The organism is Micromonospora sp. 067-2, from assembly GCF_046549295.1.
Taxonomy (GTDB): domain Bacteria; phylum Actinomycetota; class Actinomycetes; order Mycobacteriales; family Micromonosporaceae; genus Micromonospora.
In genome coordinates this window covers 154,827-179,339 of the sequence record NZ_JAJPWB010000012.1, presented here as the reverse complement: position 1 = coordinate 179,339, position 24,513 = coordinate 154,827, and the positions used below count along the sequence as shown (strand labels likewise).

Here is a 24,513-nt window from a genome sequence, read left to right as displayed (position 1 = left end):
TCATGGGCGTCACACAGCACGGCCGAACGCACCGGCTCGACCTCGCCGACCCGACCCTGCGCGAGTGGACCTGCACGGTCCTGCACGCCGACCCGGAGCAGGGCATCGTGCTGGACCGCTCGGCGTTCTACCCGGGTGGCGGCGGGCAGCCACCGGACCACGGAGTGCTGCTCTGGCAGGGCGTTCAGACCCGGATCGTCGGCACCCGCAAGGGTGACGACCCGTACCTGATCCCCGCCGAGGGTGATCCGCTGCCGCCGGTTGGCACCGAGGTGACCGGCGCGGTGGAGGACGAGCGCCGCACCCGCCTGATGCGCACCCACTCGGGCCTGCACGTGCTCTGCGGGGTGGTGTTCCGCGACTTCGGCGCACTCGTCACCGGAAACTCGATGGACGTGGGTGAGGCCAGGATGGACTTCAACCTGCCCGAGGTGCCGACGGACTTCAAGAGCCGGATCGAGGGGCTGGTCAACGCCGAGGTGGCCGCCGACCGTTCGGTCGCCGTCCGGGTGCTGCCCCGCGTCGAGGCGCTGGCCCTGCCGGACATCATCCGCACCCAGTCCAACCTGATCCCGCCGGACGAGCAGGAGGTCCGGATCGTCGACATCGTGGGGCTGGACGTGCAGGCCGACGGTGGCACCCACGTGGCGTCGACCGCCCAGATCGGCAAGGTGCAGGTGGTCAAGGTGGAGAGCAAGGGTCGGGCCAATCGCCGGGTCCGCGTCCGCCTCGTGGACTGAGTGGTGCTGTCGCTCGCTGGGCTAGGCGTCCCGGCGGGCACGCAGTGACCGGGCCTTGTGCCGGTTGCCGCAGCGCTCCATCGTGCACCAGCGGCGTCGCCCGGGGCGCGAGGTGTCCACGAAGACCAGGTAGCAGTTGTGCGCCTCGCACTCCCGGATCCGGTCGGCGTACGGCCCGCTGAACAGGTCGATCGCGTCCCGGGCGATGCAGGCCAGGGCCTGCTGGCCGCTGGCGGGCAGCGCCCAGTGCCGAGTGCCGTCCGGGTCGAGTCGGGGTGCCAGCGGTGCGGCGGCCGCCGCCTCGTTGAGGGTGTCGAGGTCGTCGGGTGTGGCGTCGAAGTCGCTGGGTGTGCTGGCCGGTGGCCGGGTGCCGGTACGGGCGCAGACCAGTCGCCACAGCGCGTCCCGCAGTCGTCGTGCGGTGGCCAGCTCCGTCGGGCCGACATCGACCCGCGCGGCGTCCAGACGCAGCCGGGACCGCGACAGCCATTCGGCGAGATCCGCGGGACGGTGCAGCACCTCGTAGCGAGCGCCGATGCCCGGCCCGCCGGTGGTGAGGAACTCCAGGCAGAGCGCGCCGGGATCGAAGAGGAAACGGGTCCCTCTCAGCGACACCAGGGCGATTCCACTTGCGACGTCGGTCACGTAACCACTATAAACGGTTACAGGACTGATCCGCAGGGCGCGGGTCACCGGGAAAGGTGAGGAGATCCGATGGCCCTGGCATGGAAGCTCGTCGTCGACAGCGCGGAGCCGATCGCGCTGGCCCGGTTCTGGGCGGCTGCGCTCGAATACGAGATCGAGGACAACGGCGCCCTCATCGAGCAGTTGGCCTCGTCCGGCGCGATCGGGCCGGACGCGTACGTCGAGATCGACGGTCGTCGTGCCTTCCGCAATCTCGCGGCGATCCGCCACCCGGAGGACCCGGTCCAGCCGGTCAGCGGCATCGGTCTCGGCCGCCGGCTGCTGTTCCAGGCCGTGCCGGAGCCCAAACAGGTCAAGAACCGGCTGCACGTCGACCTGCACGCCGGCCCGGATCAGCGGGAGGCGACGGTGCGGCGGCTGGTCGGGCTCGGCGCCACCGTGCTGCGCGAGGTCGACGAGCCGGGCAGCGTGTTCACCGCAATGGTCGACCCGGAGGGCAACGAGTTCGACGTGCAGTGACACGTCGGCAGACCTGAGGGACCAGGCCGGTCGGTGAATTCGGACGGCACCTGTCAGGTATTGCTGACACCGTCGCAGGCATGACACCACCGCTGACAGGAAAGATCGCGCTCGTCGCCGGCGCCACCCGGGGCGCCGGTCGGCAGATCGCGGTCCAGCTCGGCGCCGCCGGGGCCACCGTGTACGCCACCGGCCGCAGCAGCCGTGCCGGCCGCTCGGAGATGGGCCGGCCGGAGACCATCGAGGAGACCGCCGAGCTGGTCACGGCAGCGGGCGGCACCGGCATCGCCGTCCAGGTCGATCACCTCGTGCCCGGGCAGGTGCGCGACCTGGTCGCCCGGATCGACACCGAGCAGGGCCGCCTCGACGTGCTGGTCAACGACATCTGGGGTGGCGACCCGCTGGTCACGTGGGACAAGCCGGTCTGGGAGCAGCCGCTGGACGCTGGGTTCCGCACCCTGCGGCTGGCGGTCGACACGCACATCATCACCAGCCACTTCGCGCTGCCGCTGCTGATCCGCAGGCCCGGTGGCCTGGTCGTGGAGATCGGCGACGGCACGAAGGCGTACAACGACGACAACTACCGGATCTCGGTCTTCTACGACCTGGCCAAGACCTCGGTCAACCGGCTGGCGTTCACCCAGGCGCACGAGTTGAAGCCGCACGGGGGCACCGCCGTCGCCCTCAGCCCCGGCTGGCTCCGCTCCGAGGCCATGCTCGAGCACTTCGGCGTGACCGAGGACAACTGGCGCGACGGGGCGGCCACCGACCCGCACTTCCTCATCTCGGAGACGCCGGCCTTCGTCGGCCGCGCGGTCGCCGCGCTCGCCGCCGACGAGGAGAAGGCCCGCTGGAACGGCAGGTCCGTCGATGCCGGCACGCTGTCCAAGGTGTACGGGTTCACCGATGTCGACGGCAGCCAGCCGGAGGCGTTCCGGTACATCGTCGAGGTGGTCGACGCAGGTCGGCCGGCCGACGTCACCGGCTACCGCTGACCCGCGCGGTCGTCACGGACGGGCCGGGCCGGCGTAGCGCGCGGTGGCCCGGCGCGCCGCATCCGCCAGGCGTTCGCGCAGCTCCGGCGGGTGGAGCGCCTCCACCTCGGGACCCAGCGCCAGCAGTTGGGTGTACGCGACCAGCACCGACTCGACCGGGAGCCGGGTCACCACCCAGCCCTGCTCGTCGGGGTGGCCGGCGGCGACCAGCAGCTCCTCGTACACAAAGGGGGCGTCCACCACGTGTCGGAGCTGGCGCAGGCCGGCCGGGCTGAGCCGGACGGTGACCTCCGCGCGCAGCATGTTCCGCAGGAACGAGCCGGCCTGCTCGCGCCAGTAACCGGCCAGGTCGAAGTCCTCGTCCCGGTCGAAGCCCTCCTCGCCCACCTCGACCCCGGTCACCCGGTCCACCCGGTAGATGCGGGTGTCATCGCCGACCCGGCCCACCAGGTACCAGACCCCGTTCTTGAGCACCAGCCCGTATGGCCACAGCCGGCGGGTCACCTCCCCGTCGCCGCGTCGGTAGCGCAGCTGCACCACCCGGTCCCGCCAGACCGCCCGGGCCAACTCGGCCAGCCACGGCGGCGGGCCGGTCTCCCGAAACCAGCCCGGCACGTCCAGGTGGAACCGCTGCCCGGCACGGGCCGGCGCGTCTCGCAGCGCGGGCGGTAGCGCGGCGAGCACCTTCAACTCGGCGGCGGCCACCGCGTCGGCGAGCCCCATGTCGGCGGCCGGCCCGGGGAGGCCGGCGAGGAAGAGCGCCTCCGCCTCGTCCCGGGTCAACCCGGTCAGCCGGGTCCGGTAGCCGCCGAGCAGTCGGTAACCGCCGGCCCGGCCCCGGTCGGCGTAGACCGGCACCCCGGCGGCCGAAAGCGCCACCACGTCCCGGTACACCGTCCGCTCGGAGACCTCCAGCGCCCGGGACAGCTCGCCCGCGGTCATCGACCCGCGCGCCTGCAACAGCAACAGCAACGAGATCAGTCGGGAGGCGCGCACCCGTCCATCCTGCCCGGCCCCGCTCGCCGCGCCGCCCGGCGGTGCTTCGCGGTGATCGCTAGGCTGCTCGATCGTGGACGTCAGCAGAATTGCCAGCCCGGTGACCGGGGTCGTCGGACGCTTCTTCGCGGGGGTCCGGCTGCTTTTGCGCGGGTTCGGGCTGTACGTCCGGAGCCCACGGCTGATGCTGCTCGGCATCGTGCCGGCGCTGATCTCCGGTGTGCTCTTCGTGGGCGCGATCGCCGCCCTGGTGTACTTCGTGGACGACATCGCAGCCCTGGTGACCCCGTTCGCGGACGGCTGGTCGACCACCGCCCGCAGCCTGGTCCGGGTGATCGCCGGGCTGGCCGTCCTGGGGCTCGGTGGCCTGCTCGGCGTGGTCACCTTCACCGCGGTGACCCTGGTGATCGGCGATCCGTTCTACGAGAAGATCTCCGAGCGGGTGGAGGAGCGGCTCGGCGGCACCCCGGGTGCGGTGGAGGTGCCCTTCTGGTCGTCGCTGCGTCGCAGCCTCGCCGACTCGGTACGCCTGGTGGCGCTCTCCGCCCTGGTCGGCATCCCGCTCTTCGTCGCCGGCTTCATCCCGGTGGTCGGCCAGACGGTGGTTCCGGTGATCGGGGCGGCGGTCGGTGGCTGGTTCCTCGCCGTGGAGCTGGTCGGCGCGCCGTTCTACCGGCGCGGTATGCGGCTGCCGCAGCGCCGGTCGATCCTCAAGGCCGACCGGCCCACGGCGTTGGGCTTCGGAGTGGCGGTCTTCCTCTGCTTCCTGATCCCGCTCGGTGCCGTACTGGTCATGCCGGCTGCGGTGGCCGGCGCCACGCTGCTGGCCCGCCGCTCGCTCGGCCAGCCGATCGAGGAGCACTGACATGGAGATAACCCTGGTCGAGGGGGACATCACCTCCCAGCGGGTGGACGCGATCGTGAACGCCGCGAACTCGTCCCTTCTCGGCGGCGGAGGGGTCGACGGCGCCATCCACCGCCGTGGCGGTCCGGCCATCCTGGCCGAGTGCCGGGAGCTGCGGGCGTCCCGGTACGGCCGAGGGCTGCCCACCGGGCAGGCGGTGGCGACCACGGCCGGTGAGCTGCCGGCCCGCTGGGTGATCCACACCGTCGGGCCGGTCTGGTCGGGCACCGAGGACCGGTCGGCGCTGCTGCGCGACTGCTACGCCAACAGCCTGCGGGTGGCCGACGACCTGGGCGCGACCACCGTGGCGTTCCCGCTGATCTCGGCCGGCATCTACGGCTGGCCGATCGACGACGCGGTGCGGCAGGCGCTGTCGGTGCTGCGCTCGGCCACGCCGACCGCCGTCAGCGAAGCGCGCCTGGTGCTCTTCGATGCCGGCACCCACGCCACCGCCCGCCAGGTCTCCGACAACAGCGTGGCGTAGGACCACCGAGTCTCTACGCCGGGTGGGGCTGGCGTCGAGACGGGCCGTACCGAGCGGCCAGGGGCCGGTTACGACCGCTCGGGGAACTCCGCGAGGAAGGCACGCCAGGCTGCCGGCCCGAAGGTCAGGGTTCCGCCGTTACGGTCCTTGGTGTCACGGACCAGCACGACGCCGGGTAGGTTGTCGGCGACCTCGACACAGTTGCCACCGTTCGTCCCGGACTTCGTCGACTTGCGCCAACGGGCGTCGGTCAGGTCCATGTCTTCGCCGCTTCCTTGATCAAATCTAGAGAGGGTCTGCGGGGCAGTGCGTCCCTGAGGACGGCCTCCCACGTCTTTTGGAGCGTAGCAATCTCGCCCCGGCCACTGACGGTCTGCGATCGCACCTGGTAATCGGTATGCCCGAGGACCGTGTCGTCGGGCATCGTGGCGAGGATGAACCCGCCTTGGAGGCCAGGGTAGAGCCCGGCATCGTCCGGCACGACATGAATTTGCACGTGCGGCAGCTCGGCGACGGCCGTGAGGTGTTCGAGCTGTTCACGTATCAGCGCACGGTCGTCGTTCACGGTCCGTCGAAGCACTGCCGCATCAAGCACGATCACCACGTGAGGCGGGTTCTCGCGATCAAGCACCGCTTGCCGGTCCATCCGCGACCGGACTCGACGCGTGGTTTGTTCAGCACTGAGAAGCCCGCCGGCTTGAAGTGTCGCCCGTGCGTAGGTCTCGGTCTGAAGAAGCCCTGGTACGAAGGCTGGCTCGTACCACCTCAGGGCCTTCGCCTGCTCCTCGAAGGTGATCCACTCCCGCAGCCACAAAGGAGCCATGTCGAGTGCGGCAAGCCGTTCGAGTAGCCGCACGAAGATCCCGCCAGTCTTCAGAGCCTTGTCGATAGCTGCTACGTAATCGCTGGTGGGTGGGCGGGTGCCGGTCTCTACGGCACTGACGTGAGTACCGGAGTAGCTGATGAACCTGCCGAAATCGTCCTGATTCATTCCGCGGGCCGTCCGCGCATGGCGCAGCTCGTCGAGCAGGATTTCCGCCGCCGTGATGCTCACGATCCCCAACCCTCCCCCAACCTGTCGACACTGGCCCCTCGCCGCCCCTCACTGGCGGCTCCGTATCCGCCGGTGTCGCTCCACCAGGGCCGATTCGCTATCGAGATTAGGCGGTTACCGAGAAGAGTTCCACGAGCAGGACCGCTTCCGGAGAACTCGCCGGGACGGTCCCCTTTGGATCTGCCCATAGGGAGAACCCATGCCCGAGAATGAGCCAGCGTCCGCGCGGAAGGTGAAGGCCGGCGACGTCCTTTACCTGACCCGCGCCGCGAGTGTGCAGTTTCTCCGGCCGATCTACGTCCGCGTGATCCGGCTTCCGGGCTGGGTGACCTATGACGGCTGGCTCTGGGTTGAGGGCTACGAGCTGAGCCCGAGGGGTGAGGCGATCGTCCGGCGGTCACTCTTCGTCCAGATGGCCGGGCTGATCTGGCAGGACACTCCGGTACCGACCGTCCGGCCGACGACCCGTCGGGCGGTACGACGTGGACCGGTGCGGGTCGGATGAGCGCCCGACCCCGGCCGCACCTGCCGATGCGACCCGCGTGGCTGTGTCGCAACTGCGCCGCACCCTGGCCGTGCGCTCCGGCCCAACTTGACCTTGCGGCAGAGTTCTACGGTCACTCGATCGCGCTGGCGTTCTACCTGGCCTCCTCGATGCAGGAGGCCGTCGACGACGTGTACGGACTGGGAGGTCGCCCGGATCTCGCGGTGATGCACTCCCGATTCCTCGGGTGGCTGTCCCTGGCCCGTCGACCGCGCCGGGCTCACCGCTGATCAGGTCAGGTCGGCCAGGCAGGACCACTGGGCCGCCACCGGTCGGTAGCCCAGTCGGGCGTTGATCGCGAGCATCGGCCCGTTCGCCTCGTCGTTCGAGGTGTACGCGACGCGCACACCGTTCGCGGCGGCCCGGTGCAGCGCCACCGTCTTGGCCAGCCGGGCCAGCCCTCGTCCGCGGTACGCCGGAATGGTGCCGGTGTAGTCCGACCACATGCGGTCTCCGTCACGCTTCACCAGGCTGAAGGCGGCCACCTCGCCGTCGACCTCGGCGGCGGTGCTGGCCGTCTTGTCCAGGCCGAGGTTGTCCCACACGTCGTACTGCCAGGTCTCGTAGCTGACCGCGTCGACCGGTACGTCGCCAGGTTCGTCCATCGCCGAGGCCACGTCCGCCGCGTGCAGCAGGTGTGGATCCAGGTTTTCGATCGGGCGCAGCCGCACGCCCGGCGGCGGATCGGGTGGCGCGGGTGCCGCGTTCAGGTCGAGCGCCGAGTAGCGCAGTTCGCGGCTGGGTTCGAAGCCGTGCCGACGGGCGAACGGCAGCGCTTCGGGCTGCGCGAAGGCGCGGAGCCGGCGGATCCCCAGCGGGGCGAGGTGACCTGTAGCGGTCGCCAGCAGCGCGGTGCCGATCCCGCGGTGCCGATGGTCGGGGTGCACGTGCAGCAGGGAGATGTCACCGAAGTCCGCCGTCGAGGTCGAAGCGTTGCGTTGCGCCGTCACCCAACCCACGACCTGGTCGTCGACCTCGGCCACGAAGGCCGCCCACCCCCTCCCCGGTACTGGCTCAGCGATCATCTTCGAGGTCGATTCGACACCGCGCACCAGGTACGGAAAAACCATTGTCCGCAGTGCCACCACGGCTGGGGCATCGTCTGGACGTGCCACGCGAATGCGCATGTCAGGCCCCCGTCCGTACGGCGGCGACGGCCTCGACCTCGACGAGTTGGTCGGGGTAGCCGAGCACGGTGACCCCGAGCAGGGTGCTGGGTGGGTCGTGGTCGCCGAAGAAGTCCCGCACCACCTCCCAGACGGTCACCAGCTCGGCCTGCCGGGACGACGCCACGTAGACGGTGGTCTTGACCACGTCGGTGGGGTGGCGCCGGCCGCCGCGAGGGCGGTCTTGAGGTTCGTCATCACCTGCCGTGCCTGCGCGGCATGGTCGCCCGGCGCGACGGTACGTCCCTCGGCGTTCAACGGGCAGGCGCCGGCGGTGAACACCAGCCGGGCGGGCGGCTCGACGGTGGCCGCGTAGGCGTACTCGGCGACGTTGGACAGGGCGGGCACGTGCAGCAGCGCGACAGCATCCGGCATGCCGGCGAGGTTAACGACGATCGCCCGCCGGAGCGACGCAATAACGGCCCCACCCGGCGGGCCGAGAGGCAGCAGTTTCAGGGTTTTAGTGGCCTCATGACGCCCTGAGGCCACTAAAACCCTGAAGTAGTGCGGATCTTGCCGCCAGCGGGAGCGGGTGACGGGTCAGGCGGAGGCGCGACGGATCAGCTCTGTGGGGAGCATGATCGCCGGCTCGATGGTCTCGCCGGCGGCCAGCCGGAGCAGCTGCCGGGTCATCCGCCGGCCGATCTCCACGATCGGCTGCCGGACGGTCGTCAGCGGCGGCTCGGTGTACGCGGCGGTCTCGATGTCGTCGAAGCCGACCACCGCGACGTCCTGCGGCACCTGCCGTCCGGCCTCGCGCAGCGTTCGCAGGGCGGCGTGCGCCATCAGGTCGGAGGCGGCGAAGACCGCGTCCAGGTCGGGATGCTCGACGAGCAGCCGGTGCATGGCGGCGGCCCCGGACTCCCGGGTGAAGTCGCCGATCGCGACCAGCTCGGGCAGCCCGGCGGCGGCCATCGTGGCCCGGTAACCGGTGAGCCGTTCGATCCCGGCCACCATGTCCTGCGGGCCGGCGATGGTGGCGATCCGTCGGCGACCGCTGTCGATCAGGTGTCGGACGGCCGCTGTGACCCCGCCGACGTGGTCGACGTCCACGTACGGCACGGGCACGTCGCCCAGCGGCCGGCCGCTGCACACCACCGGGATGCCGAGGCGGGCCAACGTGCCGGGCAGCGGGTCCGCGCCGTGCAGCGAGGCGAAGAGCACCCCGTCGACGTGCCGGCCGGTGGTGAACCGCTCGACCCTGTCGTGCCCGGCCGGGGAGCCGGCCAGCATCAGCACCAGCTGCTTGTCTGCTGCCTCCAGCTCCTGGCTGACGCCGCGGATGATGCCGGGAAAGACCTGGTCGTCGGAGAAGACCCGGGTGGCCGCCTCCGGCATGACCAGGGCGATCGAGTCGGTGCGCTGGGTGACCAGGCTGCGGGCGGCCAGGTTGGGGACGTACCCCAGCTCGGCGACCGCCCGGGTGACTGCTTCCCGGATCGGCTCGGCGACGGTGGTGGAGCCGTTGACCACGCGGGACACGGTGGCCCGGGACACCCCGGCCAGCGCCGCCACCGCTTCCAGCGTCGGCCGTTGCGCCGTCGTCATCGTGCCCCCACCCCGCTCGTCACAGCCCGTTCCGGGAGATCACCTCCTGGTACCACCGGGCGCTGGCCTTCGGTGTGCGCCGCTGGGTCAGGTAGTCGACGTGCACGATCCCGAACCGCTTGCGGTAGCCCTCCGCCCACTCGAAGTTGTCCAGGAGTGACCATACGAGATAGCCGCGCAGGTCCACGCCCCGGGAGATCGCCTCGTGCGCGGCACGCAGGTGCCCGTCCAGGTAGGCGATCCGGTCGCTGTCGATCACCTGCCCCGGCCCGTCGGGCGAGTCGGCGCCCGCCTTGTCGGGGAACGCCGCGCCGTTCTCGGTGATCAGCAGCGGCACCCCGGGGTAGTCGGTGGCGATCCGCTCCAGCAGCCGGGTCAGCCCGGCCGGTTCGATCATCCAGTCCATGTCGGTGAGCGGCCCGGTCGGCGGCAGGAAGTGCACGGCGCCCTCGGTGCCCGGGTACGCGCCGCCGCCGCCGGCGCCGTCGGGCCGACCGGCGACGTAGCTCGGCTGGTAGTAGTTGATGCCGAGCAGGTCGATCGGGGCGGCGATCAGCTTCTCGTCGCCGTCCCGGACGAACGTCGGTTCGACGATGCGCGCCACGTGCTCGCGCACGTCGTCCGGGTAGCCGCCGGCCAGCAGGGGGTCGAGGAAGATCCGGTTGTGCAGGCCGTCGACCAGGCGCACCGCGGCGGCGTCGGCCGCGCTCTGCGGGTCGGCCGGCCGCACGTCCGCCGGATTGAGGGTGATCCCCACGCTGCGGGCGCCCGCCGCCCGCAGCGCCCGCGCCGCCAGGCCGTGCCCGAGAAGCAGATGGTGTACGGCGGTGAAGGCCGCGCCCGCGTCCTGCTCGCCCGGAGCGTGCACGCCGTTGCCGTAACCGAGGTACGCCGAGCACCACGGCTCGTTGAGGGTCGTCCAGACGTCCACCCGATCGCCCAGTCGCGCGTACATCGCCGTGGCGTACGTGGCGAAGTGCTCGGCGGTGTCCCGGTTGGTCCAGCCGCCCCGGTCGCCCAGGGTCTGCGGCAGGTCCCAGTGGTACAGGGTGACGATCGGGTCGATCCCCCGGTCGAGCAGCGTGTCGGTGAGCCGGTCGTAGAAGTCCAGCCCGCGCGGGTTGACCGGGCCGGTGCCGTCCGGCTGGATCCGCGGCCAGGCCACCGAGAAGCGGTACGCCTTCAGCCCCAGCTCGGCCATCAGCGCCACGTCGTCGGCGTACCGGTGGTAGTGGTCGCAGGCGACGTCACCGGTGTGGCCCTGGTACACCTTTCCCGGCGTACGACTGAAGGTGTCCCAGATGGACGGACCGCGACCGTCGTCGCGGGCCGCGCCCTCGATCTGGTACGCAGCGGTGGCCGCTCCCCAGAGAAAGTTGTCGGGGAATTGAAGTCTGCTCACGCCTTGACCGCACCTTCCATGATCCCGCCGATGATCTGCCGGCCGAACAGCACGAAGACCAGCAGCAGGGGCAACGTCGCGATGGCCGTCCCGGTGAACACCTGTGACATGTCCTGGTAGTAGCCGTCCGACAGCGCTCGCAGGGAGAGCTGCACGGTCGGGTTCGCCGGGTCGTTCAGCACAGCGTACGGCCACAGGAAGTCGTTCCAGGTGGTCATGAACGTGAGCAGGCCGAGCACCGCGGCGGCCGGCCGCAGCGCGGGCACCACCACGTGCCACCAGATCCGGGCGGTGCCGCAGCCGTCCATCCGCGCCGCCTCGATCAGCTCGTCGCTGACCGCCTGGCCGGCGTACTGCCGCATCATGAACACCCCGAACCCGGTGACCAGCGCCGGCACGATCACCGCGGGCAGTCGGTCGTTCCACTGCAGCCGGGTCATGAGCAGATACAGCGGGATCACGCCGAGTTGGGTCGGCACCATCATGGTGGCGATGATCGCGAGCAGCAGCGCGTTGCGGCCGCGGAACCGTAGCTTGGCGAACGCGAAGCCGGCCAGACTGGCGAAGAACACCACCGACACGGTGACCGTGCCCGCCACGATCGTCGAGTTGATGAGGCCGGTCAGGAAGTACGCGTCGGTGTTGTCGAACAGCCGGGCGATGTTGGCCCCCAGGTTGCCGCCGGGTGTCATCGGCGGCGGCAGCTGGCCCATCGCGTCGCTGGACCGGCTGGCCACCACGAACATCCACCAGATCGGGAAGACCGACATCCCGACGGCGACCACCAGTGCCAGGTACGTCAACGGGCTGGCCCGCCAGAGCCGGCTCATCGGTCCGTTCCCTTCCCGGGACCCGGCCCCGATCTTCCCAGCCGTCGCAGCACCAGCACGTTGACCGCCGCCACGATCGCGATGAGCGCGAAGAGCAGCCAGGCCACGGCCGAGCCGTACCCGAAGTTGTAGTGCGGCGCGAAGGCGTTCTCGAACATGTACATGGTCACGGTCTGCGACTCCCGCAGCGGTCCGCCCCGGATCGGGTTGGTGCCGGAGTGGAACAGCCGGGGCTCGGTGAAGAGTTGCAACCCGCCGATGGTGGCGACGATGACGCAGAAGGTGATCGTCGGCTTGAGCAGCGGCACGGTGATCGACCAGAACTGCCGGAACCGGTTGGCGCCGTCGATCGCCGCCGACTCGTACAGGTCGCGCGGGATGGCCTGCATCGCGGCCAGGAGGATCAGCGCGTTGTAGCCGGTCCACCGCCAGTCGACCATGGCGGAGATGGCCACCCAGGAGGCGATGCGGTCCGACTTCCACCCGACCGGATCGAGCCCGACGAGGTCGAGCAGCCAGTTGACCATCCCGAACTCACGGCCGAAGAGCACTCCGAAGACGATCGCCACGGCGGCGGTGGAGGTCACGTTGGGGACGAGGACCGCCATCCGCCAGCCGGTGCGGGCGCGCAGCCCCCGGTTGAGCAGGTTGGCCAGCCAGAGGGCGGCGAGCAGCTGTGGAACGGTCGAGATGACGAAGATGCCCAGCGTGTTGACCACCGCGTGCCAGAAGTCGGGATCGGCCAGCAGCCGGGTGTAGTTGGCCGCGCCGACGAACGCGTGGTCGGTCCCGAGCAGGTCCCAGTCGTGCAGCGAAACCCAGAACGTGTACGCCAGTGGGTAGACCCCGAACACCGCGAAGAGCAGGAAGAACGGGGCGATGTACAGGTAGGGCGACCAACGGGTGTCGAGCCGGCTGAGCCGCCCCGACGATCGGCGACGGTGGCCGGCCGCCGGTACGGCCGCCGGCCGGTCGTCAAGCTGAAGGGTCATGCCGCGAACTCCTTTCCGCCCTCCCGTCCCCCGCCGATCCAGGGCATGTCGTGGTCAGTTGACCTCTGATCGCGACGATTCGTCCTGGATCGGCGGGGTGGGAAGGGGCTACTTGGCGGCGGCCTTCTTGGCATTGGTTACCGCGTCGGTCCAGCCCTGGGTGGGGTTGCGCTGACCCAGCTCGACCGTTCGTACGGCGTTCTCCACCTCGGTGCGTACGGCCTGGTTCTTCGGGCCCATGTAGACCGGCTTCAGGCTCTTGGCGCCGGTGCCGAAGATGGTGCCGGTGGGTGCGCCGGAGAAGTACGCGTTCGTGGCGCCGGTGATCGCCGGATCGTCGAGCGCCTGCGGCGAGGAGGGCAGTGTGCCCTTGGCCGTGAACGCGCCGATCTGACCCTTTGCGCTGGTGAGGAACTTGACCAGCTCGATGGCTTCGGCCTTGTGCTTGCTCTGCTTCGGCACGGCGAGATGTGACCCGCCCCAGTTGCCGCCGTTGCCGGGCACCCGCGCGATGTCCCACTTGCCCTGGGCGGTCGGGCCGGCGTTGCCCTCGATAACCCCGGTCATCCAGGCGGGGCAGGCGATGGTGGCGAACTTCGACTGCTTGAAGGCGGAGACCCACTCCTCCGACCAGGAGCCGTACTTTCCGGAGAGGCCGGAGTCCACGATGTCCATGGTGGTGTCCCACGCCTGCCGTACCGCCGGGTTGCTGTCGACGACCACGTTGCCGCTGGTGTCGTAGTAGCTGTACCCGGTCGTGTTGCCGGCGGTCTGCAGCAGGATGGTGTTGAAGGTGTTGGTCGCGGCGTCGAGGAACGACGCGCCGGTCTTCGCCGCGACGAACCGTTCCCCGGTGGCGATGTAGTCCTGCCACGTCGGCCAGAGCCTGGAGACCTCGTCCCGCTCGGTGGGCAGCCCCGCCTTGGCGAAGAGGTCCTTGCGGTAGCAGATGGCGATGCCGCCGACGTCGGTGCCGAGGCCGATCAGCTGCTTGCCGTCGGCGGTCAGCCCGGCGTTCCACTTCCATTCGAGGAAGTTGGCCTTGAGGTCGGCGGCGCCGTGGTCGAGCAGGTTGACGAAGTTGCCGGGGTTGGCCTTGTACTCGACCATCAGGCCTTCCTCGATGGCCACCACGTCGCCCGCGCCCCGGCCGGCGGCGAGCCACTGGGTCAGCTTCGGTGAGTACTCGTCGAGGTTGGTGCCGGTGCCGCGCTCGACGATCTTCACGTTGGGGTGCGCGGTCATGTACTCCTGGTAGAGCTGCTCGTAGCCGAACTGGCCGAAGACGTCGACGGTCAGCGTGACCGGTCCGTCCCCGTCCGCCTTGTCGCCGCCGCCGCAGCCGGCGGTGACGAGCAGGGCGGTGCTGGCGGCGAGGGCCACCGCGGCGAGGCGGCGGCGCGGATAGACAGCCATGAGATTCGGACCCCTCTCAAAGTGCTGGCGGTGTGGCGGGAGAGCGCTCTCACGACAGATTGGTGGGTCCGTCCCGCCCTGTCAAGAGAGCGCTCTCATCGACCCGGTACGCGAAGGAGGCATCGACGCCGACGAGGGCGCCACCCCCACGGGGGTGACGCCCTCGACGTGTCGGGCCGGGTCGCGGTCAGCCGGTACGCAGGCCGTCCAGCAGGGCGCGATCGCCGCTGACATCCAGCGTCTCGAAGCTGACCCGGCCCCAGAGCGCCAGCAGCAGGTCGCTCGCGGTGCCGCTGACCTGGGCGCGGGCATGGTGGTCGTCGTGATCGAAGATGGTCGCGGTGTCGAGCAGCGCGACGCCCTCGCCGCGCAGCCGCAGGTACCAGTCGTGCGCCGCGTCGACGGCGCTGAGGTGCACCACCCCGTGCCAGTCGCCCGGCACCCGCCGCCGGCCCGCCGGCAACCAGGTGTCCAGCACCTCGCTCACCCCGTCGGCCGCCAGCTTCGCCTCCACCGGGTCACCGGCCGCGATGGCGAGCTGGGCATCCCAACGGTGCACCGCCGTCTCGTGCGCCATCCGGCGCGGCCAGAACCCGGCCTTCTTCGGCTGCGGCGCCCAGTTCCACGCCGGGGCCTCCGGGTCGAGCCCGTCGAAGAGGACCATCAACCTGTCGTACCCCTGCTGCCAGATCTGGAGAGGGCTCAGGCCCGCGTCCGCCCCGATCCGGTCCTCGCGGGCCGGTACGGTCGTCTGACCGGAGCCGGCGAAGGAAGAAACCCAGTGGTAGAGGCCGGCGAGATGCAAAGTGAGATCGTTGACCGTCCAGCCCGGACAGGACAGCACGGGTGTCTCCGGCGGCGCCTCGGCCACCGCTGCGGCGAAGGCCGGACCCTCCGCCCGGAGCGCACCGATCCAGAAATCCTTGCTGCCCTGCAGTCTGCCCATTGCCATCCTCCCCGGGGGTGCCGGGCCACCAGTGGGTGCCGCGGCTACCCCTCAGCCTAAGCTGAAAGACGTGCCAGACGCCTCCGCCCAGTCGACAACCGAAGCCGATCGTGCCATCCCTGGCCCGCTGGCCAGCTACACCACGCTGCGGATGGGCGGCCCGGCGGGGCGGATCGTGGCCGCTGGTGATGCCGACGAAATCGTCCGAGCCGTCCGGGCCGCACCCGAGCAGGTCCTGATCCTCGCGGGCGGCAGCAACGTGGTGATCGGCGACGCCGGCTACCCCGGCACGGTCGTCCTGGTGCGCTCCCGTGGCCTGCGGGTCGTCGCCGAGGACGCCGGATCGGTCACCGTACGGGTCGAGGCCGGCGAACCGTGGGACGACCTGGTGGCCGCCACGGTGGCCAATGGCTGGGCCGGCGTGGAATGCCTCTCCGGCATCCCCGGCTCGACTGGCGCCACCCCGATCCAGAACGTCGGCGCGTACGGCCAGGAGGTCGCCGAGACCATCACCGGTGTCGAGGTGTACGACCGGGCCGAGGACACCCGCCAGTTCATTGCGGCCGCCGACTGCGGGTTCGCCTACCGGGGCAGCATCTTCAAGTACCGGGAACGCTTCGTGGTGCTCTCCGTCGACTTCCGGCTCGCCCGGTCCCCAGTCTCCGGCCCGGTGCGCTACGCGGAACTGGCCCGGTCGCTCGGGGTCGAGGTGGGCGAGCGGGTGCCGCTGGCCGACGCCCGGGCAGCGGTCCTGCGGCTGCGCGCCGGCAAGGGCATGGTGCTCGACGCCACCGACCCCGACACCCGCTCGGTCGGCTCCTTCTTCACCAACCCGGTGCTCGACCGGGCGACGTACCAGCTGCTCCGGGAACGCGCCGCCGAGCTGGGCGAGCCGCCGGCCTGGCCCGGGGTCGACGACACGGTCAAGGTGAGCGCGGCCTGGCTGATCGACAAGGCCGGCTTCGCCAAGGGCCACCCGGGCCCGGGCGGAGTGGCCATCTCCAGCAAGCACACCCTCGCCCTCACCAACCGCACCGGCGCGGCCCGCACCACCGACCTGCTCGCCCTGGCCGCCACCATCCGCGACACGGTGCACACCCGCTTCGGTGTGACCCTGCACCCGGAACCCGTCCTCATCAACTCCGCCCTCTAACCAGACCCCCTCGGGGCGACGCTGGGCCAGGGGAGGGTCAACTCGCCGTGGCGCCAGCGGTGGGGCCGGTCCAGGACCGGCCAGCCCGTGTCCCTGAGATGGGCCACGGCACGGAGCCAGCGCTGGCGGGGGCCGAACGGGGCGTACGAGGCGGCGGCCTGCCAGGCGCCCTCCAGTGCCCGGATCAGCTCGTGCACCGGTTCACCGGGGACGTTGCGGTGGATCAGCGCCTTGGGCAGCCGCTCGGCCAACTCGGCGGGGCTGCCCAGCGTGTTGAGCCTGGCGGCCAGGGTCAGCGTCCGGGGGCCGTCCGCGTCGACCAGCAACCAGCTGGCGAGGCGGCCCAACTCGTCACAGGTGCCCTCGACGAGCACGCCGCCCGGGGCGAGGGCGGCGGTCATCGTCCGCCAGGCCTCCGGCACGTCGCTCTCGTCGTACTGGCGCAACACGTTGAACGCGCGCACCAGCACCGGCCGGAGTCCGGCCAGCTCGAACCCACCCCGGGCGAAGGTCAGGCCGGGCGGGTCGGCGGCCGGTGTCGCGGCGGCCACCCGGGCCGGATCGATCTCCAGCCCGACCAGCCGTACGTCCGGACGGACCCCGGCGGCCAGCCGCGCCCGCAGTTCCACCGCCGTCACCGGGGTGGCGCCGTAGCCGAGGTCGACCACCAGCGGGTCGACCGCCGCCCGTAGCCGGTCGGCGCAGGTGGCGACGATCCAGTTGTCCACCCGGCGGAGCCGGTTCGGGTTGGTCGTACCCCGGGTGACCACGCCGAGCGGTCGACGCCGCGCCACCGGACCCATCCGGCTCACTCCTCGCGCTTCACTGGGCCAACTTTCGTTCGCGACTGCGGGGCTCGCAAACCCGGCTCACTCCTCGCGCTTCACTGGGAAAGCCGGTGCACCTTGTGCTGGGCGGCCTGCGCCCTCGGCCGGACCACCAGCCGGTCCACGTTGACGTGGTCCGGGCGGGTGGCGCACCAGGCGATGCAGTCAGCGACGTCCTCGGCGACCAGCGGCCCGGGCACCCCGGCGTAGACGGCGGCGGCCCGCTCCGCGTCGCCGCCGAAGCGGACCAGCCCGAACTCGTCGGTCTTCACCATGCCCGGGTCGATCTCGATGACCCGCAGCGGTCGACCGCACAGCTCCAGCCGGAGCGTGCCGGCGATGGCGGTCTGTGCGTGCTTCGCCGCGGTGTAGCCGCCCCCGCCCTCGTACACGGTCAGGCCGGCGGTGGACGAGACCACCACGATGGTGCCGGCGCCGGACGCCTCCAGTGCCGGCAGCAGCGCCTGGGTCACCCGCAGCGTGCCGAGCACGTTGACGTCGTACATCCACTGCCAGTCGGCGATCGACCCGGACTCCACCGGCTCCAGGCCGCGCGCGCCGCCGGCGTTGTTGACCAGCAGGGTCACCGGCCCGGGTGCCCGCGCGGCCGCCTCGGCCAGCCCGGCCACCGACTCGTCCGAGGTGACGTCGCAGGTCACCGCGGTTGCCTCCCCGCCGGCGGCGGTGATCTGGGCGACCAGGTCGGTGAGCCGGTCGGCGCGGCGGGCGGCGGCGAGCACGTGGAAACCCTCGGACGCGAGCCGGCGGGCGGTGGCCGCGCCGATCCCGCTCGATGCTCCGGTGACGATGGCGACAGAGGTCATCGGGTCATTGTCACCCCGCCGATCCTTCCCGCTCCCGGCGGGCGTGCGGGCCGCTCCGGGCGGGCAAGCAGGGGTCGGGCAGTGATGAGGTCCGTCACCCCGACGGACCGTGCGGGGAATTTCCATGGCCCGATGGGGAAGATGACACCCGGCGCACAGGTTGAGCGAGAAGCGCCGGTCGTGCGAGACGGCATTAACCGTGACAAGAGGAGCGGACGTGGCGGAACTGCACACCGGTGTTGGTCGTCAGCGAGGTGCCCGACCGTGGCCCCGGCCACGGCGCATCGCCACGCTGTCCGTACACACGTCACCGCTGCACCAGCCCGGCACGGGCGACGCCGGCGGGATGAACGTCTACATCCTCGAGGTGGCCCGACGGCTCGCCGAGGCCAACGTCGAGGTGGAGATCTTCACCCGGGCCACCTCCGGCGACCTCCCGCCGGTGGTCGAGATGGCGCCCGGGGTGCAGGTCCGGCACATCACCTCCGGCCCGCTGGAAGGGCTCACCAAGGAGGAGTTGCCCGGCCAACTCTGCGCCTTCACCGCGGGGGTGCTGCGGGCCGAGGCGTCCCGCCCGCCCGGGCACTACGACCTGATCCACTCCCACTACTGGCTCTCCGGCCAGGTCGGCTGGCTGGCCAAGGAACGCTGGGGAGTGCCGTTGGTGCACACCGCACACACTCTCGCGAAGGTCAAGAACGCCCAGCTCGCGGCCGGCGACCGGCCGGAGCCCAAGGCCCGGGTGATCGGCGAGGAGCAGGTGGTGGCCGAGGCGGACCGCCTGGTCGCCAACACCCGGGTGGAGGCCCGCGACCTCGTCGAACGGTACGACGCCGACCCGACCCAGGTCGCCGTCGTCCCACCGGGCGTCGACCTGGAGCGGTTCCGGCCCGCGCCGGGCAACCGGTCCGCGGCCGCCCGGGCGGCCCGCCACCGGCTGGGGCTGCCCGTCGACGGGTACGTGGTGGCCTTCGTCGGTCGGATCCAGCCACTCAAGGCCCCCGACGTGCTGATCCGCGCGGTCGCCGCGTTGCGGGAGCGTGACCCGGCCCTGGCCGACGAGGTGACCGTGGCGATCTGCGGCGGGCCCAGCGGCAGCGGACTGGACCAACCCACCGCGCTGATCGACCTGGCCGCCACCCTCGGGGTGACCGACCGGGTGCGCTTCCTGCCGCCCTGCACCGGGGACGACCTGCCGGCCCTGTACCGGGCCGCCGACCTGGTCGCGGTGCCGTCGCACAACGAATCCTTCGGGCTGGTCGCCCTGGAGGCGCAGGCCTGCGGTACGCCGGTGCTGGCCGCCGCCGTCGGCGGGCTCGTCACGGCCGTGCGGGACCGAGTGAGTGGCGTGCTGATCGACGGGCACGACCGGGCGGACTGGGCCCTCGCGCTGGCCCGCCTGCTGCCCGACCGGGCCCGGCGGGCGGAGCTGTCCCGGGGTGCTGAGCAGCATGCCCGGCACTTCTCCTGGGACCGTACCGTTTCCGGTCTGCTCGCGGTCTACGGCGAGGCGATGGCCGCCCACCGCAGCCGCCTCGCCGCCGACCTGGCGGGCGACCCCGCGTTCTCCTCCTGGTGATGGCGGGCACCAGTCGCCGCCCGGTGGACCGGACTGCTCGGTCGTAGAGTGGGTCCGGTGAGCCCCAAGAGCGATCTTGCGACCCTGATCGAGTCGGTCTGTGCCGAGCGGGGCCTGGCCTGGGAGTCGACCGGGCCGGGCTCGTACGCGGTGACCCTGCCGGGCACCCACAAGCTCAAGACGGTCTGCAACCTGATCATCGGTGAGCACGCCCTGCGCGTCGAGGCGTTCGTGATGCGCCAGCCCGACGAGCGGCGCGAGGAGCTGTGGGCCTGGTTGTTGCAGCGCAACGCACGGATGTACGCGGTCTCGTTCTCCACCGACGCGGTCGGCGACGTGTACCTGACCGGGCGGGTCAACCCGGCGGGGGTGGACGCCGACGAGCTGGACCGGCTGCTCGGCGCGGTGCTCACGTACGCCGACGAGTCCTTCGACACCATGCTGGAGATCGGCTTCGGCAGCTCCATCCGTCGGGAGTACGAGTGGCGCGTCAAGCGCGGTGAGTCGACCGCCAACCTGGCCGCCTTCGCCCATCTCTTCCAGCCCTCCGGCTCCGACCCCGACTCCGCCTGATCTGCTGCCCCGGCCCCACCCGGGGCGCTCGTCCTGCCGGCCGGTGGTTCGGACCGCCCCTGACGGGTATGCCGCACCGCGCGGTGCGGCACAGGGACCCCCGCGCGCCGAGGACGGAGTGTCGAGGAGCGTGAGCGTCCCATGGCTCAGCGGAACAGCTCAGGTCGCGGCGGGACTGCGACCACCACGAAACGACAGACTGGCAACCAGACGCCGAACAGTCCGATGATCTCCGAGTCGGAGATCTCCCGGATGCGGGTGGACGACATCCGAGGGCAGTTGCGCAAGCGCGGGGTCTCCGGGATCTCTGCGCTGCGCAAGCCCGACCTGGTGAAACAGCTGGTGCGCTCGCTTCGGTCCGAGCCTGGCGGCGCGGGTCGGCGCAGCACCGGCCCGGCCGGCCGTGCGACCGGCACCAGGGCGTCGGCAGGTCGTGCCGCCGCCACGAAGAAGTCGGCGTCCAGGGCGGCGCCGAGCCGCGCGAAGGCCGTGCCGGCGAACAAGAGCGCCCCCGCGAAACGGGCGGCCGCGAAGAAGACGACCGCCGCGAAGAGGACGACGGCGCGCGCGTCGACGACGGCCGCGCGGAAGACCACGGCGCCGAGGTCGACGGCCGCGCGGAAGACCACGGCGGCGAGGTCGACGACGGCCGCGCAGAAGACGGCGGCGGCCAAGAAAACGACGGCGGCGGCGAAGTCGACGGCCGCCGGTAAGTCGACGACTGCCCGTAAGTCGACGGCCGCCCGTAAGTCGACGGCCGCGCGCAAGACAGCGCCCGCGAGCAGGACGGCGGCTGCGCGCACGACGACGGCCCGTACCGCGCCCGCGCGGACGGCGCCGGCGAAGAAGGCCCCGTCGCGACCGGCGGCGAAGCGGGCGGCGCCCGCGAAGCGTGCGGCGGCGAGCGGGTCGGCCGGCGGAGGTACGACGGCTGGCGGCATCCGGACCGGACAGGGCACCGGGCGTTCGGCTCGCAGCTCGCAGGTGATCTCGTCGCTGATGGACCGGCCGGAGCGTCCGGGACGGAGTCTGATCACCGCGAACCACGAGGTGATCCAGCGCTGGGCCAGAGATCGTGGCGCGAAGCCGGCGACCATCGCCGGCACTGAGCGGGACGGTCGGGTGGGTGTTCTGACCTTCAACATCCCCGGTTACCGCGAGAGCAGCCGAATCCGCGAAATCACCTGGGATGACTGGTTTTATACCTTTGACCTACGTCGGCTGAACCTGATCTACCAGGAGCAGCTGCGCAACGGTCGCCAGAGCAGCTTCTTCCGCACCGAGTCACCCGATCGGGAGGACGGTTGAGGTGTTTGCGGGAATGCCCGAGGGGTATGCGGCTGTTGCCAAAGACCGAAGCCCGAAATGCGGATACCCGCGAGTTGTGACCGGCGAAACAGCTGGTCCGGGTTGAATCCAGAATCCGGGCGAACTAACTTTATTGCACCGCGCCACGCTCGGAAACGTTCGGGGGAGCGGCGGATCGATCAGATCCGCGCACCGGGCGAGGCGCGAGGGGACGGGTGGACCTACCGTTGGGGGACGGTGCCCACCTGTTTGGACCGGCGGCGCGAGCGGGCGACGCTTACGGGGGTGAGTGTTGCCCGCCGCCGCCGGCCCCACCGGCAGGCGCCCATCACGACCTCAGGGTCGTGGTGGGCGCTTTGCGTGAGGCCGTCAGGCGGCCGGCACGCTGTCCGCCGGTGTCGTCGCAGCCCGGCGCAGCGCGGCGACGTGCCGTTCCCGGGGCGCTCCAGCGAGCAGGTGACCGAGCGCGGCCAGCAGGCCGAGCCCGCCGATGATCAGCCAGTGCCGGTCACCGAGGTACTGCAGGCTCACCCCGCCGAGCGTGGGCGCGACGAACGACGCGGCCGGGAAGGTCAGGTAGAAGACCGACTGGTACCGCGCGCGTAGCTGCGGCGGTGCCAGATCCGCGTTGATCTGCGCGTTGGGCGGGGCGGCGAGCATCGAACCGATCGTCCACACCACCGCGGCACCCAGGTACACGGCCAGTTCGTCGGCGACGGCGAGCACGCCGAAGCCGAGCGCGAGCAGGCCCGTCGAGGCCGCCAGCACGACGTCCTTGCGGTGCCGGTCGATCAACCGGGGCACGAACAGCTGCCCGACCACGATCAGCGCGCCGCCGAGCGCCACCACGACCCCGTACGCCGATGGACCCAGGCCGTCCGCGCGCATGGCCAACGGCATGATCGTCGAGGTCTGCAGCGTGAGTACGGCCAGCACGAAGGTGAGCCCGACGAAGACCAGGAAGGTCCGGTCGGTCAGCGCGGTGTGCAGCCCCGGTGGCCGGGGCCGGACCGCTCCCGGCGCCGATGCGGTGGGCGGTTGCAGGTCGGCCGCCGGCGCGGCCCGCCGCAGGGTCTCCGGCACCTTCCAGCCGATCACGGCGGCGGCGGCCAGGGTGGCACCCGCGTCCACCAGGAACAGCGCCGTGAAGCTCGCCTCGGCCAGTACCCCGGCGAGCAGCGAGGCGACGGCCATGCCCAGGTTGAACGCCCAGAACTGGAGGTTGAACGCACGTGAGCGGCGTTCCGCGGGCACCACGTCGACGATCGCCGCGACGAAGGCCGGGCTGGGCATCGAGTGCACCACGCCGACCAGCGCGGAGAGCGCCGCGATCAGCAGGAGGGGTCGGCTGAAGGCCAGCGCCACCATCAGGCCGGCGGTGACCAGGTGCGCGACGAGCAGAGTGGCCCGGCGGCCCCACCGGTCGGCCAGCACCCCGCCGAGCAGCACGCCGGCCGCCCCGCCCGCCCCGTACGCGCCGACCACCGTGCCGGCCAGCGCCTCGCTGGCGCCACGAGCGTCGGTGAGGTACAGCGACAGGAACAGCATGGCGAACGCGCCGGCCCGGTTGATGAGCAGGCCGGCCCAGAGGTACCAGAAGCTGGCGGGGAGCCCACCTGCGGTGTCGTGCCACCAGCGCCGCAGGGCGTGCACCCGACCTCCCGACAGTTCAGTTTCCTAACCGTTTCTCCTGCACGGTAGGAACCCGGGCCGGGTCCCGCCAGTCGATTCCCTGATCATGGGCCTTTCGTCACAGTGGTGGCCCCGCTCAGGCAGCGGCCTCGGCGGGCTGCGACGTCGGCGGCGGGGAGGCGTTGACCGGTGCCAGCGCCTCGCCGGAGCGGCGCAGTACGGTGGCACGGCGCTCGCGCGCCGGGCCGGACACCAGATGGGCCACCGCGGTCAGGACGCCGATCGCCGCGCAGCCGAACCACAGCGCGTCGTTGCCGGCGTGCTCCCGCACCAGGCCGCCGAGGATCGGCGCGCCGGCTCCGGCGATCTGCCAGGAGAGGGAGAAGACGCCCTGGTACCGGCCGCGTAGCTCGGCCGGCGACAACTCCGCGATGAGGGTGGAGTTGGACGGCGAGTTCAGCATCTCGCCGACCGTCCAGATCAGCACGGTCAGCCCGTAGAACCAGGGGGTGCCGGCGAACGCGGTGAGCCCGAACCCGACGCCCATCACCACGGCGGCCAGCGCGAGCACGTGCGAACGGTTCCGGCCTCGGATCAGTCGGGGCACGAACAGTTGACCGACCACGATCAGGATGCCGTTGAGCGCGATCACCGAACCGTAGGTGGCCGGGCTGAGCCCGTCGTCGCCCATGGCGATCGGCAGCATCGAGATGTGCTGCAGGAACACCAGGGCGGCCAACAGGTTAAGCGCCACGAAGCCGAGGTAGACCCGGTCGCTGAGGATGGTGCGCAGGGCGCCGACCGGGGCGGTCGAGGCAGGGTTGACGGTGCGCCCGGCCTGTCGGGTCTCCGCCACCTTCGTGAAGATGATCAGCGCGGTGACGAGCATGGTGGCGGCATCGACCACGAACAGCAGCAGGTAGTTCGCCTGTGCGGCGAAGCCGGCCAGGATGGCGGCGCAGGCGAAGCCCAGGTTGATCGCCCAGTAGTTGAGCGAGAAGGCGCGCAGGCGGTCCTTCGCCGGCACCACGTCGATCATCATGGCGCCGAACGCGGGTCGGGCCGCCTCGGCGAACATGCCGAGCAGCAACGCGCCCAACGCCACCGCCCAGAGGTCGCGGGCCAGCCCGAGGCCCAGCATCATGATGGCCGCGCCCACGTGCGCGGTGAGCAGCGTGGGTCGCCGGCCCCACCGGTCGGCCAGGGTGCCGCCGACGGTGGTGCCGAACGCCCCGCCGACGCCCCAGAGGCCGATCACCAGGCCGGCCTGGGACGCGGAGAAGCCGCGTTCCTGGGTCAGGTAGATGGCGAGGAAGACGAGGACGAACGAGCCGAGCCGGTTGATCAGGGTGCCGCTCCACAGGTACCAGAAGGTGGTGGGCAGGCCTCCGGTGGTGTCCCGAAACCAGCTCCGCATCGTCCGCATATGGCGCCCC

25 protein-coding genes and 2 pseudogenes are annotated in these 24,513 nt (G+C 71.3%); 11 read left to right on the top strand and 16 right to left on the bottom strand.

Annotated features, from left to right (window positions below; all coding sequences use genetic code 11):
• The first annotated feature begins 2 nt into the window (after window positions 1-2).
• Entirely contained in the window at window positions 3-740 is a 738-nt protein-coding gene (locus ACLJN9_RS27325) for an alanyl-tRNA editing protein (RefSeq protein WP_410814487.1), read from the top strand.
• A 21-nt stretch (window positions 741-761) separates the two neighbouring features.
• Here the strand turns inward: ACLJN9_RS27325 and ACLJN9_RS27320 are convergent, their stop codons facing one another.
• Window positions 762-1,385, bottom strand: a complete 624-nt coding sequence (locus tag ACLJN9_RS27320) for a CGNR zinc finger domain-containing protein (protein WP_410814486.1) — start codon at window positions 1,383-1,385, stop codon at window positions 762-764.
• Between the two features lie 69 nt (window positions 1,386-1,454).
• Here ACLJN9_RS27320 and ACLJN9_RS27315 point away from each other — a divergent pair, with 69 nt between their 5' ends.
• Together ACLJN9_RS27315 and ACLJN9_RS27310 are read left to right on the top strand one after the other, a co-directional pair.
• Window positions 1,455-1,904, top strand: coding sequence for a VOC family protein (locus ACLJN9_RS27315; protein ID WP_410814485.1), 450 nt, complete (start codon window positions 1,455-1,457; stop codon window positions 1,902-1,904).
• 80 nt (window positions 1,905-1,984) lie between these two features.
• A complete protein-coding gene (locus ACLJN9_RS27310) occupies window positions 1,985-2,899 on the top strand; it encodes an SDR family oxidoreductase (protein WP_410814484.1) in 915 nt (304 codons plus the stop codon).
• A gap of 12 nt (window positions 2,900-2,911) precedes the next feature.
• On the opposite strand, the gene ACLJN9_RS27305 is transcribed toward ACLJN9_RS27310, so the two are convergent.
• The gene (locus ACLJN9_RS27305; protein WP_410814483.1) at window positions 2,912-3,895 is read right to left on the bottom strand and encodes a helix-turn-helix transcriptional regulator; all 984 of its coding nucleotides are present in this window, start codon (window positions 3,893-3,895) and stop codon (window positions 2,912-2,914) included.
• 73 nt (window positions 3,896-3,968) lie between these two features.
• Between ACLJN9_RS27305 and ACLJN9_RS27300 the strand changes: the two genes are divergently transcribed.
• Complete coding sequence (locus ACLJN9_RS27300; RefSeq protein ID WP_410814482.1) at window positions 3,969-4,760, top strand: EI24 domain-containing protein; 792 nt, start codon at window positions 3,969-3,971, stop codon at window positions 4,758-4,760.
• Window position 4,761: 1 nt separating this feature from the next.
• The gene (locus ACLJN9_RS27295) at window positions 4,762-5,283 is read left to right on the top strand and encodes an O-acetyl-ADP-ribose deacetylase (RefSeq protein WP_410814481.1); all 522 of its coding nucleotides are present in this window, start codon (window positions 4,762-4,764) and stop codon (window positions 5,281-5,283) included.
• A gap of 68 nt (window positions 5,284-5,351) precedes the next feature.
• On the opposite strand, the gene ACLJN9_RS27290 is transcribed toward ACLJN9_RS27295, so the two are convergent.
• Both ACLJN9_RS27290 and ACLJN9_RS27285 read right to left on the bottom strand, forming a co-directional pair.
• Entirely contained in the window at window positions 5,352-5,543 is a 192-nt protein-coding gene (locus tag ACLJN9_RS27290) for a DUF397 domain-containing protein (protein WP_410814480.1), read from the bottom strand.
• The gene (locus ACLJN9_RS27285; RefSeq protein ID WP_410814479.1) at window positions 5,534-6,337 is read right to left on the bottom strand and encodes a helix-turn-helix domain-containing protein; all 804 of its coding nucleotides are present in this window, start codon (window positions 6,335-6,337) and stop codon (window positions 5,534-5,536) included. The genes ACLJN9_RS27290 and ACLJN9_RS27285 overlap by 10 nt, the downstream gene beginning before the upstream one ends.
• Window positions 6,338-6,536: 199 nt before the next feature.
• On the opposite strand from ACLJN9_RS27285, the gene ACLJN9_RS27280 reads away from it, so the two are divergent.
• Entirely contained in the window at window positions 6,537-6,842 is a 306-nt protein-coding gene (locus tag ACLJN9_RS27280) for a hypothetical protein (protein ID WP_410814478.1), read from the top strand.
• Window positions 6,839-7,111: a hypothetical protein gene (locus ACLJN9_RS27275; RefSeq protein WP_410814477.1), complete on the top strand. Its 273-nt coding sequence runs from the start codon at window positions 6,839-6,841 to the stop codon at window positions 7,109-7,111. The genes ACLJN9_RS27280 and ACLJN9_RS27275 overlap by 4 nt, the downstream gene beginning before the upstream one ends.
• Here ACLJN9_RS27275 and ACLJN9_RS27270 read toward each other — a convergent pair whose 3' ends face one another.
• From ACLJN9_RS27270 to ACLJN9_RS27235, 8 genes and pseudogenes are all read right to left on the bottom strand, one after another.
• Window positions 7,112-8,008: a GNAT family N-acetyltransferase gene (locus ACLJN9_RS27270; RefSeq protein WP_410814476.1), complete on the bottom strand. Its 897-nt coding sequence runs from the start codon at window positions 8,006-8,008 to the stop codon at window positions 7,112-7,114.
• 1 nt (window position 8,009) lies between these two features.
• Window positions 8,010-8,422: pseudogene (locus ACLJN9_RS27265) on the bottom strand (RidA family protein).
• 165 nt (window positions 8,423-8,587) lie between these two features.
• Window positions 8,588-9,595 (bottom strand): LacI family DNA-binding transcriptional regulator, encoded by a 1,008-nt coding sequence (locus ACLJN9_RS27260; RefSeq protein ID WP_410814475.1) that lies wholly within the window; start codon window positions 9,593-9,595, stop codon window positions 8,588-8,590.
• A gap of 19 nt (window positions 9,596-9,614) precedes the next feature.
• Window positions 9,615-10,997, bottom strand: coding sequence for a GH1 family beta-glucosidase (locus tag ACLJN9_RS27255; protein WP_410814474.1), 1,383 nt, complete (start codon window positions 10,995-10,997; stop codon window positions 9,615-9,617).
• The gene (locus ACLJN9_RS27250; protein WP_410814473.1) at window positions 10,994-11,827 is read right to left on the bottom strand and encodes a carbohydrate ABC transporter permease; all 834 of its coding nucleotides are present in this window, start codon (window positions 11,825-11,827) and stop codon (window positions 10,994-10,996) included. The genes ACLJN9_RS27255 and ACLJN9_RS27250 overlap by 4 nt, the downstream gene beginning before the upstream one ends.
• Window positions 11,824-12,819, bottom strand: coding sequence for a carbohydrate ABC transporter permease (locus tag ACLJN9_RS27245; RefSeq protein WP_410814472.1), 996 nt, complete (start codon window positions 12,817-12,819; stop codon window positions 11,824-11,826). The genes ACLJN9_RS27250 and ACLJN9_RS27245 overlap by 4 nt, the downstream gene beginning before the upstream one ends.
• 108 nt (window positions 12,820-12,927) lie before the next feature.
• Complete coding sequence (locus ACLJN9_RS27240; protein WP_410814471.1) at window positions 12,928-14,235, bottom strand: ABC transporter substrate-binding protein; 1,308 nt, start codon at window positions 14,233-14,235, stop codon at window positions 12,928-12,930.
• Between the two features lie 187 nt (window positions 14,236-14,422).
• On the bottom strand, window positions 14,423-15,181 hold the full coding sequence (locus ACLJN9_RS27235) for a maleylpyruvate isomerase family mycothiol-dependent enzyme (RefSeq protein WP_410814470.1): 759 nt from the start codon (window positions 15,179-15,181) through the stop codon (window positions 14,423-14,425).
• 70 nt (window positions 15,182-15,251) lie between these two features.
• On the opposite strand from ACLJN9_RS27235, the gene ACLJN9_RS27230 reads away from it, so the two are divergent.
• Complete coding sequence (locus tag ACLJN9_RS27230) at window positions 15,252-16,334, top strand: UDP-N-acetylmuramate dehydrogenase (RefSeq protein WP_410814469.1); 1,083 nt, start codon at window positions 15,252-15,254, stop codon at window positions 16,332-16,334.
• Here ACLJN9_RS27230 and ACLJN9_RS27225 read toward each other — a convergent pair.
• Together ACLJN9_RS27225 and ACLJN9_RS27220 are read right to left on the bottom strand one after the other, a co-directional pair.
• Window positions 16,331-17,137, bottom strand: coding sequence for a class I SAM-dependent methyltransferase (locus ACLJN9_RS27225; protein WP_410814468.1), 807 nt, complete (start codon window positions 17,135-17,137; stop codon window positions 16,331-16,333). The two genes, ACLJN9_RS27230 and ACLJN9_RS27225, sit on opposite strands and share 4 nt — an antisense overlap.
• An 80-nt stretch (window positions 17,138-17,217) precedes the next feature.
• Window positions 17,218-17,985 carry an SDR family oxidoreductase gene (locus tag ACLJN9_RS27220; RefSeq protein WP_410814467.1) on the bottom strand — a complete coding sequence of 256 codons (768 nt, stop codon included), beginning with the start codon at window positions 17,983-17,985 and terminating at the stop codon, window positions 17,218-17,220.
• Window positions 17,986-18,202: 217 nt separating this feature from the next.
• Between ACLJN9_RS27220 and mshA the strand changes: the two genes are divergently transcribed.
• The 3 genes and pseudogenes from mshA to ACLJN9_RS27205 form a co-directional block, all read left to right on the top strand.
• Window positions 18,203-19,564 (top strand): D-inositol-3-phosphate glycosyltransferase, encoded by a 1,362-nt coding sequence (gene mshA / locus ACLJN9_RS27215; protein WP_410814466.1) that lies wholly within the window; start codon window positions 18,203-18,205, stop codon window positions 19,562-19,564.
• 57 nt (window positions 19,565-19,621) lie between these two features.
• Window positions 19,622-20,137 (top strand): YbjN domain-containing protein, encoded by a 516-nt coding sequence (locus tag ACLJN9_RS27210; protein WP_410814465.1) that lies wholly within the window; start codon window positions 19,622-19,624, stop codon window positions 20,135-20,137.
• A gap of 657 nt (window positions 20,138-20,794) precedes the next feature.
• Window positions 20,795-21,445 (top strand): annotated as a pseudogene (locus ACLJN9_RS27205) (hypothetical protein); the annotation flags it as partial.
• Between the two features lie 369 nt (window positions 21,446-21,814).
• On the opposite strand, the gene ACLJN9_RS27200 reads toward ACLJN9_RS27205, so the two are convergent.
• Together ACLJN9_RS27200 and ACLJN9_RS27195 are read right to left on the bottom strand one after the other, a co-directional pair.
• Window positions 21,815-23,098 carry an MFS transporter gene (locus ACLJN9_RS27200; RefSeq protein ID WP_410814464.1) on the bottom strand — a complete coding sequence of 428 codons (1,284 nt, stop codon included), beginning with the start codon at window positions 23,096-23,098 and terminating at the stop codon, window positions 21,815-21,817.
• A gap of 115 nt (window positions 23,099-23,213) precedes the next feature.
• Entirely contained in the window at window positions 23,214-24,503 is a 1,290-nt protein-coding gene (locus ACLJN9_RS27195; protein ID WP_410814463.1) for an MDR family MFS transporter, read from the bottom strand.
• Window positions 24,504-24,513: the final 10 nt, after the last annotated feature.

Coding starts and splice junctions, on each gene's coding strand:
- ACLJN9_RS27325 (WP_410814487.1), top strand. CDS start 3: ATGGGCGTCACACAGCACGGCCGAACGCACCGGCTCGACCTCGCCGAC.
- ACLJN9_RS27315 (WP_410814485.1), top strand. CDS start 1,455: ATGGCCCTGGCATGGAAGCTCGTCGTCGACAGCGCGGAGCCGATCGCG.
- ACLJN9_RS27310 (WP_410814484.1), top strand. CDS start 1,985: ATGACACCACCGCTGACAGGAAAGATCGCGCTCGTCGCCGGCGCCACC.
- ACLJN9_RS27295 (WP_410814481.1), top strand. CDS start 4,762: ATGGAGATAACCCTGGTCGAGGGGGACATCACCTCCCAGCGGGTGGAC.
- ACLJN9_RS27290 (WP_410814480.1), bottom strand. CDS start 5,543: ATGGACCTGACCGACGCCCGTTGGCGCAAGTCGACGAAGTCCGGGACG.
- ACLJN9_RS27280 (WP_410814478.1), top strand. CDS start 6,537: ATGCCCGAGAATGAGCCAGCGTCCGCGCGGAAGGTGAAGGCCGGCGAC.
- ACLJN9_RS27275 (WP_410814477.1), top strand. CDS start 6,839: ATGAGCGCCCGACCCCGGCCGCACCTGCCGATGCGACCCGCGTGGCTG.
- ACLJN9_RS27270 (WP_410814476.1), bottom strand. CDS start 8,008: ATGCGCATTCGCGTGGCACGTCCAGACGATGCCCCAGCCGTGGTGGCA.
- ACLJN9_RS27260 (WP_410814475.1), bottom strand. CDS start 9,595: ATGACGACGGCGCAACGGCCGACGCTGGAAGCGGTGGCGGCGCTGGCC.
- ACLJN9_RS27250 (WP_410814473.1), bottom strand. CDS start 11,827: ATGAGCCGGCTCTGGCGGGCCAGCCCGTTGACGTACCTGGCACTGGTG.
- ACLJN9_RS27245 (WP_410814472.1), bottom strand. CDS start 12,819: ATGACCCTTCAGCTTGACGACCGGCCGGCGGCCGTACCGGCGGCCGGC.
- ACLJN9_RS27240 (WP_410814471.1), bottom strand. CDS start 14,235: ATGGCTGTCTATCCGCGCCGCCGCCTCGCCGCGGTGGCCCTCGCCGCC.
- ACLJN9_RS27235 (WP_410814470.1), bottom strand. CDS start 15,181: ATGGGCAGACTGCAGGGCAGCAAGGATTTCTGGATCGGTGCGCTCCGG.
- ACLJN9_RS27225 (WP_410814468.1), bottom strand. CDS start 17,137: ATGGGTCCGGTGGCGCGGCGTCGACCGCTCGGCGTGGTCACCCGGGGT.
- ACLJN9_RS27220 (WP_410814467.1), bottom strand. CDS start 17,985: ATGACCTCTGTCGCCATCGTCACCGGAGCATCGAGCGGGATCGGCGCG.
- ACLJN9_RS27195 (WP_410814463.1), bottom strand. CDS start 24,503: ATGCGGACGATGCGGAGCTGGTTTCGGGACACCACCGGAGGCCTGCCC.